Annotated in this window: 13 protein-coding genes; 4 read left to right on the forward strand and 9 right to left on the reverse strand. The window is 36.7% G+C overall.

The annotated features are described in order from the left end of the window. Positions 1 to 23: 23 nt before the first annotated feature. The 3 genes from H4683_RS13290 to H4683_RS22195 form a co-directional block, all read right to left on the reverse strand. Positions 24 to 362: a MutS-related protein gene (locus tag H4683_RS13290; protein ID WP_338062471.1), complete on the reverse strand. Its 339-nt coding sequence runs from the start codon at positions 360 to 362 to the stop codon at positions 24 to 26. 64 nt (positions 363 to 426) lie between these two features. Next, positions 427 to 771 (reverse strand): hypothetical protein, encoded by a 345-nt coding sequence (locus H4683_RS22190; RefSeq protein ID WP_192599309.1) that lies wholly within the window; start codon positions 769 to 771, stop codon positions 427 to 429. Continuing rightward, complete coding sequence (locus H4683_RS22195) at positions 758 to 1,150, reverse strand: ABC transporter permease family protein (protein ID WP_192599310.1); 393 nt, start codon at positions 1,148 to 1,150, stop codon at positions 758 to 760. Before H4683_RS22195 ends, H4683_RS22190 begins: the two co-directional genes overlap by 14 nt. A gap of 959 nt (positions 1,151 to 2,109) precedes the next feature. Here H4683_RS22195 and H4683_RS21950 point away from each other — a divergent pair. From H4683_RS21950 to H4683_RS13310, 4 genes are all read left to right on the forward strand, one after another. Further along, on the forward strand, positions 2,110 to 2,235 hold the full coding sequence (locus tag H4683_RS21950; protein ID WP_275403083.1) for a hypothetical protein: 126 nt from the start codon (positions 2,110 to 2,112) through the stop codon (positions 2,233 to 2,235). A 135-nt stretch (positions 2,236 to 2,370) separates the two neighbouring features. After that, positions 2,371 to 2,496: a hypothetical protein gene (locus H4683_RS21955; protein WP_275403084.1), complete on the forward strand. Its 126-nt coding sequence runs from the start codon at positions 2,371 to 2,373 to the stop codon at positions 2,494 to 2,496. A 110-nt stretch (positions 2,497 to 2,606) separates the two neighbouring features. After that, the gene (locus H4683_RS13305) at positions 2,607 to 5,243 is read left to right on the forward strand and encodes a class III lanthionine synthetase LanKC N-terminal domain-containing protein (RefSeq protein WP_192599311.1); all 2,637 of its coding nucleotides are present in this window, start codon (positions 2,607 to 2,609) and stop codon (positions 5,241 to 5,243) included. A 14-nt stretch (positions 5,244 to 5,257) separates the two neighbouring features. Next, positions 5,258 to 6,874 (forward strand): ATP-binding cassette domain-containing protein, encoded by a 1,617-nt coding sequence (locus H4683_RS13310; RefSeq protein ID WP_192599312.1) that lies wholly within the window; start codon positions 5,258 to 5,260, stop codon positions 6,872 to 6,874. Positions 6,875 to 7,957: 1,083 nt separating this feature from the next. On the opposite strand, the gene H4683_RS13315 is transcribed toward H4683_RS13310, so the two are convergent. The 6 genes from H4683_RS13315 to H4683_RS13340 form a co-directional block, all read right to left on the reverse strand. Further along, complete coding sequence (locus H4683_RS13315) at positions 7,958 to 9,634, reverse strand: MutS-related protein (protein ID WP_192599313.1); 1,677 nt, start codon at positions 9,632 to 9,634, stop codon at positions 7,958 to 7,960. A gap of 100 nt (positions 9,635 to 9,734) precedes the next feature. Next, positions 9,735 to 10,838: a nitric oxide synthase oxygenase gene (locus tag H4683_RS13320; protein WP_192599314.1), complete on the reverse strand. Its 1,104-nt coding sequence runs from the start codon at positions 10,836 to 10,838 to the stop codon at positions 9,735 to 9,737. Between the two features lie 230 nt (positions 10,839 to 11,068). Beyond that, complete coding sequence (locus H4683_RS13325; RefSeq protein ID WP_192599315.1) at positions 11,069 to 11,488, reverse strand: pyridoxamine 5'-phosphate oxidase family protein; 420 nt, start codon at positions 11,486 to 11,488, stop codon at positions 11,069 to 11,071. A gap of 215 nt (positions 11,489 to 11,703) precedes the next feature. After that, the gene (locus H4683_RS13330; protein WP_192599364.1) at positions 11,704 to 12,774 is read right to left on the reverse strand and encodes a tetraprenyl-beta-curcumene synthase family protein; all 1,071 of its coding nucleotides are present in this window, start codon (positions 12,772 to 12,774) and stop codon (positions 11,704 to 11,706) included. A 274-nt stretch (positions 12,775 to 13,048) separates the two neighbouring features. Further along, positions 13,049 to 14,320 carry a TRAP transporter large permease gene (locus H4683_RS13335; RefSeq protein WP_192599316.1) on the reverse strand — a complete coding sequence of 424 codons (1,272 nt, stop codon included), beginning with the start codon at positions 14,318 to 14,320 and terminating at the stop codon, positions 13,049 to 13,051. After that, a complete protein-coding gene (locus H4683_RS13340) occupies positions 14,301 to 14,798 on the reverse strand; it encodes a TRAP transporter small permease (protein WP_192599317.1) in 498 nt (165 codons plus the stop codon). The genes H4683_RS13335 and H4683_RS13340 overlap by 20 nt, the downstream gene beginning before the upstream one ends. Between the last annotated feature and the right edge of the window lie 33 nt (positions 14,799 to 14,831).

The raw sequence follows: 14,831 nt of genomic DNA on the forward strand, positions 1-14,831 counted from the left end.
GTCCCAAGCTCGCGAAAGTTTTCTTATTTCACTAAACCAATCGCTTCCCATTCACGTCGATGGGTAAAGTTTTCAGCTAACGTATTCGCCTTATCCGTGACACTTTCTGGGTAGCCAAGTATTTCTAGCAGCTTAATGGCATTTCTCGTTTCTGATGGACCTAGGTGGACAGTATAGTCGAACAGAACCTTTCCATTTTCGATTGATTCCCTGAAATGATAGTTCGTGTATGCAGATCTCGCCATTTCAGTTAGTTCAATATCATGTGATGCGATGATGTTCATTCCTTTATTCGAAGCGAGCCACTCCATCATCGCGGCCGACGCTGCAATTCGTTCGATTGTGTTGGTTCCTTTGAGAATTTAAAGTACCCAGTGCCTGTCACTTATTAAAATGAGAAAGTTTGAAAAGTCATGTTTGTTTGAACTAACATGATTGTTTCGGTGACAGGCACTCCGTACTTCGGAAAAATAACACAACATAGGCTACTACCACAAATCCATATGTATTATATAGAGGTATCGGCATCCACTGTGCATTCCAAAGTAAAATGAGACCGACAACAAGCACAATTCCTGGAATCGTGTTTGGTAATAAACCCAATAAATCAATAAGTCGCTGTGAAATCTCTTCTGCACGACCAATTTGAAGTGCTAGAAATAATCCGAGTAATGCAGCAACTGTCGCTGCTAATAGTGCTAATCCTAGGCTGTTTGTCAATGCTTTTAGACCAGGGGAACCAACGCTCAACAGCTCGCTATAGTGGGCCATCGTGAAATTCCCCCCATTGCAATCCGTTCCCCCGGAGCTTTTGCAACGACCCAACAATTATAGAGAAGTAAGGTACTCCCATCGATATTGCTAAGAGGACTATAATGTAACCCCAAAGATCCACCTTTTTCCATCCAGTCAGTACAACGTTAGATTGACGACCACCTTTTCCGCCAATTGTAGAGTCTTGAAACTTTCTAGAAATAATAGTTTGCATATACCAAAACAACTTACATATAGCAAGTAGAACAGACGCAAGTGAGGTTGTCTTTCCAAAGTCAATTGGCCAATTTGAAACATATTTATGGATTTCACTCGTTAATACGTAAAATCCGATTTGTCGGCCAAACGTAGCGGGCGTCCCAAACTCTGCAAACATTTTATTGAACAACCACCTACTAAAGTAGGTGGAATCTATTTGGGCTAAAGCCCACTAAAGATAAAAATCAAAAACAAAGCTCAAAAACTAAAAGATAAGACTAAAGCATATACCGTCTAAAGACGGTGGTTTTTGTCCACTCTTTTGAAAAATAATCCAAGTAAAATCGTATTCAAAATGACCTGATTGAGCTTGGCATTTACGATCGCCTGAAGCGGTAAAAGCCATTCGGACTGTTCTTCTGGATGAACGCTTGTTAACAATACTAAGCATAAAGGGGCAACAACTAATATGCTCAAAAGAACATATTAAATCGCCATTCCACATCTTCTCAAATTCCAAATCCGCTGCATTTTATCACTATCTCATCTTTATATGTACAGTAAAAGGGAAAGGAGTATAGTTCACACAAATGGGGGTATTTCTCTATAAACCCTTATATACCAAGTGTTCATCATTATGATCCCGACTGGGCTCGAACCAGCGACCCCTACTTTGTCGTTTTTGTATCCCTTAAATAAACTGGTTAAGCTGGAAATAAGTTTGATTTAAGAAGGTTTTAGCGAATTGGTAAATCAATTCAGTAAAATAGGTTTGGTACAGAAAATTAATTACGCGGACAAATTGCGGACAAGAAAGTCAGCCTGGCATTCCTAGTTTGGAATGAGAAATGTGGAACCATCTTTTACTATGTACTCATTTTCCTCTTGTTTATTGTTAAGAAAATAAAGTAGCTAACTACCAAAACGACTAAGTACAAAAGTTCCGGAAAAACAAAAGGAACATCGATTACGCGTTTGCCATAAAAATTGAAGAAATAAAAAAGAAAATTAATTAGTTAAAAAATGGTTCATTTTACAATTATACCTTTTAGAAAATAAAAGAAATTTTGTAATCTATTGCAATTAACTAAATAATGGATTAGTATAGGGATATCCACATTAAAGGAGGTGACAAACATGACAGGTTTATTAGATCTTCAAAGAATGGATGTAACTGCATCTTTTAGTGCTAACGCTGATATGTCACCATTTGGCTCTTGTGTTTTTAACAGTTGTAATGTTCCAACTAAAACCGGAAACTAAATTCCTAAAAAACAAACTAACAAAAATGTGATTGAAAAGGCCTTTTTAAGAAAATTGAAAAATTTCTGTAGTTCCTTCAGATTAACCAAGTAATGGATTAAGATACAATTATACAGATTAAAGGAGGTGACAAACATGACAGGTTTATTAGATCTTCAAAGAATGGATGTAACTGCACCTTTTAGTGCTAACGCTGATATGTCACCATTTGCCTCTTGTGTTTTTAACAGTTGTAATGGTCCAACTAAAACCGGAAACTAAATTCCTAAAAAAACAAATTAACAAAAATGTAATTGAAAAGGCCGGGTATTTTATATACTCAGCCTTATCTTTTAACTTATTATAATAGAATAGAAAGAGGTGGACATAAAATGTTACCAGTGAAATATTCTAATCATGCTGTAGCCTTTAAAAATAATACATCATTTTATATGATAAATAATAATTTTAAACATAATGAAGATAGTTTTATAAATCTTGTTGATTTTGATAAAAATAAAGTTGAAATTTATATAAAAAACCCGTGGACTATATTTATTTTCAATAAGAATATCTCTGATAAAAGAACAGCAGATTGGAAAATACATATTTCTTCAACTATTGATAATCATGAAGAAGTGCTTAAAATTGCAGCAAATTACTGTATAAAAAATGAAATCAATTTTAAGTTCACAGCAGATTTAGATAAATTTAGAGAAATCAATGGAAAGGCAACTAATCGAGCAAGTCATGGAAAATTCATTGTTCTATATCCTCCTGAAGACTCTATTTTAACAGTATTAGAAGACTTGCATTATAAAACAAAGGTTTTTGAAGGACCTTATATCCTCTCAGACAAACCATATAAGGATTCAAAAATTTTGTTTTATCGATATGGTGAATTTATTCCGATTAGAAGAGTTTCTGAGCGGGGTACAACAGAAACATTTATCAAAAACAATGAGAATAAATTAGTCCAAGATATGAGAGTACCTTATTATCGTATTCCAGAATGGGTTGAAGATTTAAATGTTCCGATAAAAACTGAAAAAGAATCATTGTTTTTATCAAAGTACAAACCTAAAGAAGCCTTACAATTTTCTTCAAGTGGAGGGATATATCTTGTAGAAGATCAGGTTGAAAAGCAATGGATTGCAATAGAAGCTAGGCAATATTCAGCTTTAGATTATGCAGGATTCTATGCTCCTGAAAGATTAGAAAGAGAAAAAGATTTTTTAATTCAACTAGAAAAAACCGGCATCACTCCAAAAGTAAGTGATTTTATTTTAGAGCATGGAAATGGATATTTAGTAGAAGAGAAAATTGAAGGTAAATCTTTGAGGGTATACACATATACAAAAAATCCTCTAATAAGTTTAGAGAGAGATGTATCTAAAATAAAAAAATATTACGAGAATATACTTGATATTTTCAACCAATTGATTGAAAAAATCGGTATTATTCATGAACACGGTATAGCCATCTATGACATATCAGATGCAAATGTTATATTGGAGGAAAAAGAAGATGGCTCTTTTAATGTTAGAATAATTGATTTAGAACACTCTATGTTTCTTGATGAAACGGAAGAATTAAGAGTGGATACAATTGGTTATCGTTCTAAAGAGAAAAATCTAGTGAAAAAAGATTTAGACAAGATAATGCTAATAGGTATGGTTATGATATATCCCATTAATAATTTGTATGAATTAGATGAAACTAAAAAAATCGCATTGTTAGAATGGGCGCAAGAAAATGCACCTTTTTTGCTTGATGAATATGTTGATATTTTATTAAATCATTTCAAAACTCAGGGTTTGATTAGTCATAGAACCAAATCTTCTACTAAATATAAAGGAACAGATTTAATCGAACTTACAAGTTCGATACTTGGTTTATTTGATTTTTCATCAAAAGAAAAAGGCTATTATATCCCCGCAGATCCGCATATTTTTAATACAAATCCGTTTAGTATCAGTCATGGAATCTATGGGATATTGTTTGGTATTTATCAAACATATCGTAATTTAGATGAGCCAACTCCAGTTCTATTAGAAGAAATTAGCTTAGAAGTTTTCGAAAGAGAATTTTCTAGTATAAAGAATCTGCCGAGAAACTTGCTAATCGGAAGTTCAGGGATCGTAGTCTATTTATTAAAAATAGATTTGATTGATGAAGCACGGATTTTATACAAGGAAGTAGCTGCGCATCCGGCACCTTTATTAAATGATTTGTTTTATGGCAAAGCCGGATTAGTTATTATGCATTTGTATTATTGGATGAAAACGAAAGACACTAAATCTAAGGAACAAGCGAAGGCTCTATCAGATCAAATGATAGAAGGGGATGAGTTGGAGTACTCCGGTCTTTATGAAGGAAAAGCAGGAGTCTCTCTTGCCTTGTTATTAACTTATGTGGTGACTGGTGAAAGAAAATATCTAGAGGAATCAGAAAAAATATTAAAAGAAGTTTTGGATATGCTTTATACAAACAAAATTGGGAATTTAACAATTAACAGAAAGAAAAAAGGTAGCGGAGAGTCCGTAGAGTCCGCATTTTTATTTAATGGGCTTTCTGGTGTTGGAATGTTATTGATTTCGTTTTATCGTATAACAAGGAATCCGGAGCATAAAAATTACCTCGATAAGATTGCAAAAAGTTTAGAGCATAAGATTCAATATTTCCCGGGTTTGATGAGAGGGCTCGCCGGAGTTGCTGACTTCTTGATCTCATATTATCAATTGGTCGAAGAAGATCCAGAGGTATATGAAAGTATAGAGGGAAAAATTTCAACGTTTAGACTTTTTGAGGTGTTTAGCGAACATGAAGGTAAATCTTTAGGGTTTCCTGGTGAGCAATCACTTAAAATTGCTCATGATTTTTATACAGGATCTATGGGGATTGTTTCTGTTATTAGTAGATGGATATCGTTTATTAACAATGAAAAGATAACCACTAGTACCGATATAGTTTTATCTATAGCAGAAGAAATAATCGATCATCAAAGAAACAAGTTTAGAAACCATTGAATAGGGTGAGAGCGATGAAATTGATGATTAAACACGGGAGTGCAAAATATGTAATTTTTGTTTTGATTGGTTTGGTTGTTGCGTCCATTGAAGGATTCTTGTTGCCACAGACCATCCGACTCGTTATTGGAGGATTAGAAAATGGAAGTAAGCAAGAACTCGCATTCGGAGTAGGCTTCGGTATTGTAGGGTTCCTAGTTCTTGGTCTTGGTGGATACTTTTATCAATATAGCATAGCAAAATTAATGAAAAATTTTAATGTCAGTGTGAAATCGACTGTTTATGAACATCATGTTCATAAACACCAAAAAGGTTCAGACGCCAGATCATCGGATGTACTTTCTTTTCTTCAAAATGATGTTAAATTGTTAGAGAATAATTATATTATGGCTTGGATTACAGCAGTTCAAACTATTGTTTTAGTTACTGTAGCGAGTGGATATATTTTGTCTATCAATCTTAAATTAGGTTTTATCTTTATCGTGTTTGCTTTAGTCACTATGATTTTTCCGAAACTAAATCAAAAGAAAATTGAAAACAGCGCTAAAGATTGGAGTAAGGCCAACGAAGATTACACTAATGAATTAATTGAAGATATTAAAGGTGTTGAAACAATTATTGGTTATCAGCGTGAACAAACATTTTTTGAACGCTTAAAGGTTAGTATTGCTAATGCAGAAGATAAAAATGTTAAGATGACCTTGGCACAAGTGGTAGCAAGTCTAACTGCCTATGTCGCATCGCATATCTTGAGCTTGATCCCGGTCTTTATCGGTGGGATCTTTGTCTTTAATGGATTGCTAGAAGTCGATGCATTAGTAGCAGTATTTATCGCTAGTGACCGCATTGCTAACCCACTATCTGTCGCTGCTGCAAATATTAACAAGCTGTCAACAACTAGTGGTATTCATAAAAAACTCTCGATTATTGAAGAGGAAAATAACGCATTTAAACAAACCGATAATCATTCTTTTGAAAGTATTCTTCCCCTCGAAATTCGAAATGGCACCGTACAATTTGAAAATAATTTAGTATTAGATAGCTTCGATCTGGTGATCAATGCTGGAGAGAAGTTGCTGCTACTCGGTGAGTCGGGATCTGGTAAAACAACGATTCTGAATTTAATTCAACAACATATTCCTCTACCAGATGGACAGATAACATATGGGGATAAGAGCGAGCAAAGCACACGCGCTATTAATCGAAACATTAGTTATATACGTCAAACTCCCATGATATTTGATGACACTCTAGAGTTCAACCTCACATTAGGCGAAGACTTTGAACCAGGAGAATTGGATCAAGCAATTAAAGCTGCTGGGTTGTCATCTGTCGTTAAAGAAAGAGGACTTGATTTTGTCGTCGGAGAAAATGGTCAAAACCTTTCCGGTGGGCAGAATCAGCGAGTCGAAATCGCACGTGCAATCTTGAGAGAACGCGAGTTGTTAATTGCGGATGAAGTGACTGCAGCACTCGATAAAGAAACTGCTGAGGGCATTCATGATACGCTCTTTAGCTTACCTCAAGCGATTATTGAAGTTAGTCATCATGTTAAGGAAGATGATTTTGCTGACTATGACCGTGTGTACCAGATTGAAAATAGAAAATTAAAGTCAACAACTTATAAATAAAAACAGTGCTATATAGTCGGCACTTAACAAATAGAATGTTCTTCCAACACCGCTTTGTCGCTGAGGAAGGATTGAACTACATCCTTCCTTGGTGATGATCTTATTACTCCGGCTCACACTTGTCGCTCTTTCGCTAGATTTGTTCGTTATACTGGTGAGATATACCACCTAGTAAATGCCAAATAAGTAGTGCCGAATATATAGTTATAAAATGAACTACAATAACTCTCGAAAAGACGTCATATATACTCAAGAGAATTCGCAACTGAATAAGAAACACTGGTTTTATTGTGTACGGTTTTGGATAAAAGCATACCAGTAGAACTGAATAGCAAAGCTCTCTCAAATTGAGAGGGCTTTACGTGTTTTTAAGGAGATCTCCTGGCCACTGCATCTGTTTGGAAATAAGTACTTGCTTGTTTTAGAAAGTCTGATAATCATATATAAGGCTGAACTTAGGTATATTAAAAGAAATAGCAGATCAACATCCAGTACTTTCCTAAAAAGAAACTTGAAAGGTGATTTCGCCGTATTTTACCGACTATTATTATACTTAAATGATAACCACTTTGCTCATTATCGCTAAAATGAACATAGCTTCCCTTACCCCAAAATCAGCTTCCAAGACTATTACTTCCATATACACCGCCATTTCTTATATTTTCCGGATCTATTGTCACAAACCACTTTTCTATTCCTATTGTCCCTATTCGTATCATTTGACCAATTCATTAACCATTACCCCAATTGTATTTGATTATCTATTTTTCTTGAAATTTTCGGATACTAACAGTACGCTTATTATTGGAACTGTAATGATTAAAAACCGTCAATAACCCACGCCATGCAGTAAATCTGTGAGCTTCCGCAATCGCTTTTACTGTAATGATGAGACTCCATATTCCTAATACAATACCAATAAAACCACTAATAAATAGTCAAATCAATTTACCGACTGAAATATCAAATTTTTCAATAAATAATACCTCACCTAGTATGAGAAGATCCGGAATCCAAAAAAGTCCCCCAACTATGATCGGTATGTATGAAATTGCACAAGCTATTTTCAACAGACACAATTTTTTATTTCACTACACCAATCGCTTCCCATTCACGTCGACGGGTAAAGTTTTGAGCTAACGTATTCGCCTTATCCGTGACACTTTCTGGGTAGCCAAGTATTTCTAGAAGCTTAATGGCATTTCTCGTTTCTGATGGACCTGGGTGAACGGTATAGTCGAATAGAACCTTTCCATTTTCGATTGATTCCCTGAAATGATAGTTCGTGTATGCAGATGCCGCCATTTCAGTTAGTTCAATATCATGTGATGCGATGATGTTCATTCCTTTATTCGAAGCAAGCCACTCCATCATCGCGGCCGACGCTGCAATTCGTTCGATTGTGTTGGTTCCTTTGAGAATTTCATCGATGAACGATAGACACGGCTTCCCACCATCAATAATTCGAAGAATCCGCTTAAGCGATTTTATTTCGGCAATAAAGTAGCTATCTCCATCCAATAAACTATCCTGAATTGCCATTGACGTGACAATATAGCTTGGTTTCATCGTAAATTTGTCAGCTAGCACGGTGTTAATTGTCTGCGCCAAGATCGCATTGAGAGCAATTGCTTTTATATACGTCGACTTACCAGAAGCGTTAGACCCTGTAATGAGCGTACTCTTCCCAAGTAGCGAGGTGTTTCGAATAGGCTCGTTGATCAGTGGATGAGCGAGCTTTTCAAATGAAAGCTCTTCCCTATCCGTAAATGATGGCGTGCAGTATGTATCAAGTGAATTACGGAAAAACGCGACTGCAATCGCCGCATCCAGCTTACCGATTTGTTCCCACACATTCCGATATTCATCTTTATTTTTAACTAATGTTTGAACGATTTTATTATATGCAATAAATTCTAACATGAATAAAATCCGGATATAATCGACTATAAAATCGAATTCCCCACCACTACCAGATGGAAATAACTTACTGAAAATAGATACTTTTTTAATTGATTTAACATTTTCTTTGAATTTCATCGCGTACATTGTGAATGCAGGCTGTTTACTAGAAGCGAACTGTTTTCCAATGTTGATAACACTCGCTACATAGGTAATTGCATACAAATCGTTTTCCAAAGTACTTTTATTTCGATAATAAATCACGGTGTTGATTAAAAAAGAAGCGAAAAAAAGGCCGATACCATATTTCAAAGAGAAGAACATCAGAATAATTGCTGCAATCGGCATAAAACCAAGTAGACCATACATATATGCGTGGTTGAGTTTTTTATCATTCAGGCCATAAAAAAATGACGACGAGTTCGTATGATTTCGCTTTCCAAGACTAGAGAGAGTGAGAAGGACTTCTTCTCTCAACTTCTGGTCATCTGACAGTAACCGATATAACGCTTCGTTTTCTTGTACCTGTTCAAGTGCAGGGTCAAGATCCCGTAGTTTATTGAACAAATACTCTGACCCAACGGTAGATTGAGTGTAGTTAATCTTTTTAAACACTTCATCCATCGCCAAATCGTCTGAAGTGAGCTGATCGACTCCATCATAGCTCACAGCATTGCTCTTTTTGTTCCTCCAATAAGAAGAAACTGTTTCAAAGTTCTCGCTGGGTGCAAGATAATTGCCTGTTTCCCATTCTTCACGGAATTTCTTAAGCTTCTTTTTATTTTTAGTGAAGGCATGATAAACCATATAACCAATTAAAATTATCCCTATACTAACAATGACCAATGGATTTTCCATGAATCCATTCACTCCCTTCTTCTACTCTATTCTACGAGTCAGATGACTAATGGTTTCAATTAGAAGAAGAATGGATGCCAGTAGGAAAATAAAAACCACGTTAGCAATTATCCGGATCCTTTTGATAAAAATAATTAGGTGTAACAATGTCATTATTATACGGTCTATGGAACATATGCGTCGTTGCAGGTGAGAGTGGCGGAATAAGCCATGCCCAATTCCCTGTGATTTCTCTTCCTTTTGATTGCTCACTTTTTTCAAAGCTTTTAAATTGTTTCGCAGCAGTATGATGATCGACTAACGTCACACCTGCATTGTTGTAGGAATTCAACACAGCGATATTTAATTCAACTAATGCCTTGTCCTTCCATAACGAACGGTTTGACTTTGTATCCAGTCCCATCAGCTCTGCCACTTTCGGGAGTAAATTATACCGATCTTCATCCGCCAAATTTCTCGCCCCGATTTCGGTCCCCATATACCACCCATTGAACGGAGCCATTGGATAATGGATTCCACCAATTTCCAACCGCATATTCGCAATGATTGGAACCGCATACCATTTTATACCTAGTCCACTAAAACCCTCGAATTGTGGATGTGTAATTGCTACTTCTTTCACAAGCTCTTGTGGAATTTCAAAAAATTGAGGTGATTCGCCTTTCATTTGAATGACAAGAGGAAGAACATCATACGGAGTTCGCTTCCCTTTCCACCCTAATTTTTCGCACATCTTCGTGAACGCCACCGATGTGGAGTCTCCGATAATCTGATCCGCTTCTTCATATCCCGCATAGCGAATAAGCTGATGATTCCAGATTCTCACAGAATCCTCTCCACCTTGTCGTGGCAGAAAGATTGTAATTGTTGAACGGATTTTCCCGTTGTTCGTTGCATAGTCAATATGCCGCAATAATGCCTCCAGTACATCTTCAACTGTTTCCAATCCCCGCTCATCAAACACTTGAAGCGTGTCCCAAAACAAACGCCCAATACAACGATTATTATTACGCCAAGCCATTTTAGCTCCGTGTTCCAGTTCTACCGAAGTATGAGTATACGTACCCGTTTCAGTAATTGCTCTTCGTATTTCCTCTACTCTCTCCGTCTGTTGCGCTTTTGACATTCCAAGTTCTTCATAACATCTATGTATAAATTGTTCAGCTTCTAAAAGCAATGTATTATCTTCAGCTTGCTTACTCAATGCCCATCATCTCCAATAGTGCTAGTATAGCATTATGAAAAACGAATCCCCGTTTCAATTTGGCCATTTTTATGAACATTTATTTCTAAATTCCTATTAGAATGTTACGGGTAGAAACCTAAAAATCCTATTTCATCGTAAAGAACCAAAAATAGGCACCAAGATTAAAAACAACTTCAATTTGTTTTAATCTTGGCACTCAACTTGTTCCCTTTAGGATATCTCTTGATTCAAAACTCTACGATTTGTGGTTCTTTGCCTTTTTTATTCATGACACGGATTTGCGTTGGAATAATTTTCAGAATGATGAAATTAGGATCATCAGGCCCATCAAACCAGCCCTTCAAGAGTTTATTCCACACTTTTTCCTTCATCGTCTCTTCCTGCGATTCCTCAACAATGCCCTCAATTTCTAAAAAGGCGTCGCCAAATCCATTGCCTTCATAACCTAAAAGAATATGGGTGTTTGGATTCTTTTGGACCTCTTCTACTTTATGAGTTCTCTTGCTTGTCGCTGTGTAAATTATGAACTCATCATTAAAGAATGTCATATAACGAGAATGCGGCTTACTCCCCTGTATCGTTGCCATCGTGCCAATGATGCTTTCATTCAGGATTTTTAAAGCAATATCTTTTGCAGATTTCGCCATTAGCAATCGTCTCCTTCCAGATCATCCTCTCCTATTATTCCTCTGTCGTAGACAATTAAACCCCTCTTCTTTTGTGAATAAGAACTTGCAGTAATGGACACCCATTGAACGTCGTGGATTCAAAAGAAAAAATAAGGAGCTATTTACCCTACAAACCAATTCCTAGTTTCTTTTGCGTGTTATTTTCATCTATTAGTAGACAATAGTCTTGTCCTCTAGCCTGCTAACCGTTGTTGCAACCATCTGTACGCTCGCCCATTCCAATAGAAAAATATACTTACTGCCCCTCCTTGTCTCATCACCTTTTTAGCAAGTACTTTGACCGCTTTCTGCTCGTTCACCTTACGATCTGATAAGTAAATACCCAATAGCCCCCGATTAATCATTTTGTGAAATTTATTATCAGGCAAATCATTTGTATGTTTATCAGCCTCATGCAAAAAATGAATCAGTCTTTTACATAGTTCTTCATCGTTTGCATAATAACAGCAGAAATTCAAATCGCCGCCTTCACGATCTTCATCCTGATCAATAAAATAATCCAATAGGATATGCAATCCTTGAATATAAGGAAAGTAGCCCTTGCGAATCCTATCAGCATGTCTTATTTCAAAATCATTGCGTAGCGCATACGAAACAAGGCAAAAAACACCTAAAGTGGAGCCCGAACAAGCGGCAAATTCATGCCAACCCATTTTAGGTAACAGACTCTTATGTTTTTCATACCAACTTTTCAATCTTTCCTCTCGCTCTTCCTTACACACATGCTTATGGATTTGCAAATCACAATAATACTGACATAGTTCGAGTAGGTACGGCTTAATCATTCCATAATTCGGCATATCACTTAAAATAGACTGACACATTTGCATAAGCTCAACCAAATAGTCTCCATCATCTTGATCTTCACGAAATCTGTAATAGAGTTTTGGTGATGCGTCGACGGTCAAGGCATCAATCATCGACTCATGTAAAGCGGCAAAATCTCTCGGATCCAGTGATGTACTTCTGTCGCATAAGTTATCCAAGTAATCACTAATTGTCTGGTAAGCGACGATAAACTTGATAGCGGCATCTTTCTGTTCAAGGGCTGTCAACGCCATAATTGACCCGCCCTCACAGTGAAACATCTTCTGCTCAATACTTGCCAGCGATTGCTTTTTCAATTCTTGATTCGGAATTTCTTCTGCTCGTTTTTTCCAGTAGCTAAGCTCCTTATGAACCGCAGGCATAATCGTACGATACACCTGATTCATTAACGAAAACGGATGTAGAGGTAAAGTCATCTTTACAGCACCCCATTCTGTTGTCAATATATACAAGCTATCCTATGAACAAGACACTAACCCTATACTGAAATACTTCGATTTGGATTAAACCATGATAACCTCTAATGAACTTCGTCTAGTGAGCAGTGTACTCACTACTGACAGAAGTGGTTGCACCGAGTACATTGCAGCAAATATAAACATCGATGCAAAACCTAAACTCAAGACCACTTTCCAAAACTGAAAATCCCTCATTGAATACCCTTCACGAGCCGACGTGCCAGTCAATTGACTATTCCATTTGCTCTGGAAGCCAGAGCGAAAGCTGCGGGAAGAGGATGACAATAATAAGTACCATGATCATCAAGACAATAAAAGGGATGACACCTTTTACTACCGCTCCGAGCTTTTCTTTAGAGATACCACTCACTACAAACAGGTTTAAACCTACCGGTGGTGTGATCATCCCTAATTCCATATTAATGGTCATAATGATTGCAAAGTGTAATAAATTGATGTCAAAATAAATGAGCATCGGAAGCAAAATAGGTAACGTAATCAGAATGATTGAAACAGCTTCCAAGAACATTCCCATGAAGAAGAATAAAATGTTAACAATAATTAAGAATGTCCACTTATTCACATCACTTTCAGCTATCCAAGCACCTATTTGTTGCGGTATTTGTGCATTCGTTAGATAGAGTCCGAATAAGCTTGCGGCTCCAATAATTAAGAAAATCATTGCTGTTATATTAATAGATTCAACAATAATCGGTCGAATATCTTTCCAGTGGAGTTCCCGATAAATAAAAGCTGAAACAATAATTCCATAAAACACTGCGATGACCGCGGATTCAGTCGGTGTAACAATTCCACTGTAGATACTACCAAGAATTAGTACAGGTAAAAAGGCGCCCCATATTGCTTTAAGTGAGCTTTTTCCTCTTTCCTCCCAAGTTGCTTTTTCTCCTTTTCCATAACCGTTTTTCTTCGCATAAAAAATAGCCGAAGAAATCAAAACGCCTCCAAGAAGCACACCAGGTATAACACCAGCCATAAACAGCTTGCCGATTGATACTTCCGCCGTAATTCCATAGATAATTAAAGGAATACTAGGAGGGATAAGAATCCCTAATGTCCCAGCCGCCGCGACGAGTCCCATTGAGTACTTTTTATCATAGCCAGCTTTAACCATTGCCGGAATCATAATCGAACCAATCGCCGCTGCTGTAGCCGGACTTGAACCAGAGATAGCCGCAAAAATCATACAAGCAAGAATTGTAACGACAGATAAGCCTCCCGGCAAATGCCCAACCCATGTTTTTAATGCTTCGATTAAATATTTTGAAATTCCACCGCGAGCTAATAATACACCAGCGAGTACAAACCCTGGAATCGCCATCATTGGAAACGAATCAAGCGCCGTAAATATTCTTTGTGGAACCATGGTCATGTTAAAATCAATTTGCAACAGAATAACCATGGTCGATAAAGCAAGACTAATCGCAATCGGTACTCTTAGAAGTAGCAATATGAAGAAAATACTAAGTAATAGGATTATCATAATGCTCTTCCTTTCCTCGTACCAAATTGACTAACCGTTCAATAAAACGTAATGTAAACAAAGTTCCGGAAATCGGCAAGATTAAATAGACAATCCACATCGGAATTCCAACATCTAGCGAGACCATACCCGAATGAAAACGATTTTCAACAAGAATAATGCCATAATACGTAAAGCCAAGACAAAATAAGATACTAACCGAGGTTGCAAAAAGATCAACAACTTTTTTAGCCCGTCGAGAAAGCTTGTCGTAAAGAATATCAACTTGAATATGGTGGTTGTATCGCAAAGCGATTGGGAATCCTAGAAACGTCCCCCAAATAATTACGTATCTAACAACCTCTTCAACCCACGCTTTAGGTTCGTTAAAGATATACCGCATGATGACACCATAAAATATGAGCGTGATTCCCGTAAAGAAGAATGTTCCCGCTGAAACTTCCTCAAATGAGTCCCAAAACTTTCTCAAACTTTTCATTTTTCACACTCCCTCTTCCACTTGCTGTACTAG

It is taken from the genome of Sporosarcina limicola, assembly GCF_014873855.1.
GTDB lineage: Bacteria > Bacillota > Bacilli > Bacillales_A > Planococcaceae > Sporosarcina > Sporosarcina limicola.

Bases quoted from the DNA above. Each gene is read 5' to 3' on its own strand.
- H4683_RS22190 (WP_192599309.1), bottom strand. From the start codon at position 771: ATGGCCCACTATAGCGAGCTGTTGAGCGTTGGTTCCCCTGGTCTAAAA.
- H4683_RS13325 (WP_192599315.1), bottom strand. From the start codon at position 11,488: ATGGCGAAATCTGCAAAAGATATTGCTTTAAAAATCCTGAATGAAAGC.
- H4683_RS13310 (WP_192599312.1), top strand. From the start codon at position 5,258: ATGAAATTGATGATTAAACACGGGAGTGCAAAATATGTAATTTTTGTT.
- H4683_RS13315 (WP_192599313.1), bottom strand. From the start codon at position 9,634: ATGGAAAATCCATTGGTCATTGTTAGTATAGGGATAATTTTAATTGGT.
- H4683_RS13335 (WP_192599316.1), bottom strand. From the start codon at position 14,320: ATGATAATCCTATTACTTAGTATTTTCTTCATATTGCTACTTCTAAGA.
- H4683_RS21955 (WP_275403084.1), top strand. From the start codon at position 2,371: ATGACAGGTTTATTAGATCTTCAAAGAATGGATGTAACTGCACCTTTT.
- H4683_RS13330 (WP_192599364.1), bottom strand. From the start codon at position 12,774: ATGACTTTACCTCTACATCCGTTTTCGTTAATGAATCAGGTGTATCGT.
- H4683_RS13340 (WP_192599317.1), bottom strand. From the start codon at position 14,798: ATGAAAAGTTTGAGAAAGTTTTGGGACTCATTTGAGGAAGTTTCAGCG.
- H4683_RS13305 (WP_192599311.1), top strand. From the start codon at position 2,607: ATGTTACCAGTGAAATATTCTAATCATGCTGTAGCCTTTAAAAATAAT.
- H4683_RS22195 (WP_192599310.1), bottom strand. From the start codon at position 1,150: ATGTTTGCAGAGTTTGGGACGCCCGCTACGTTTGGCCGACAAATCGGA.
- H4683_RS21950 (WP_275403083.1), top strand. From the start codon at position 2,110: ATGACAGGTTTATTAGATCTTCAAAGAATGGATGTAACTGCATCTTTT.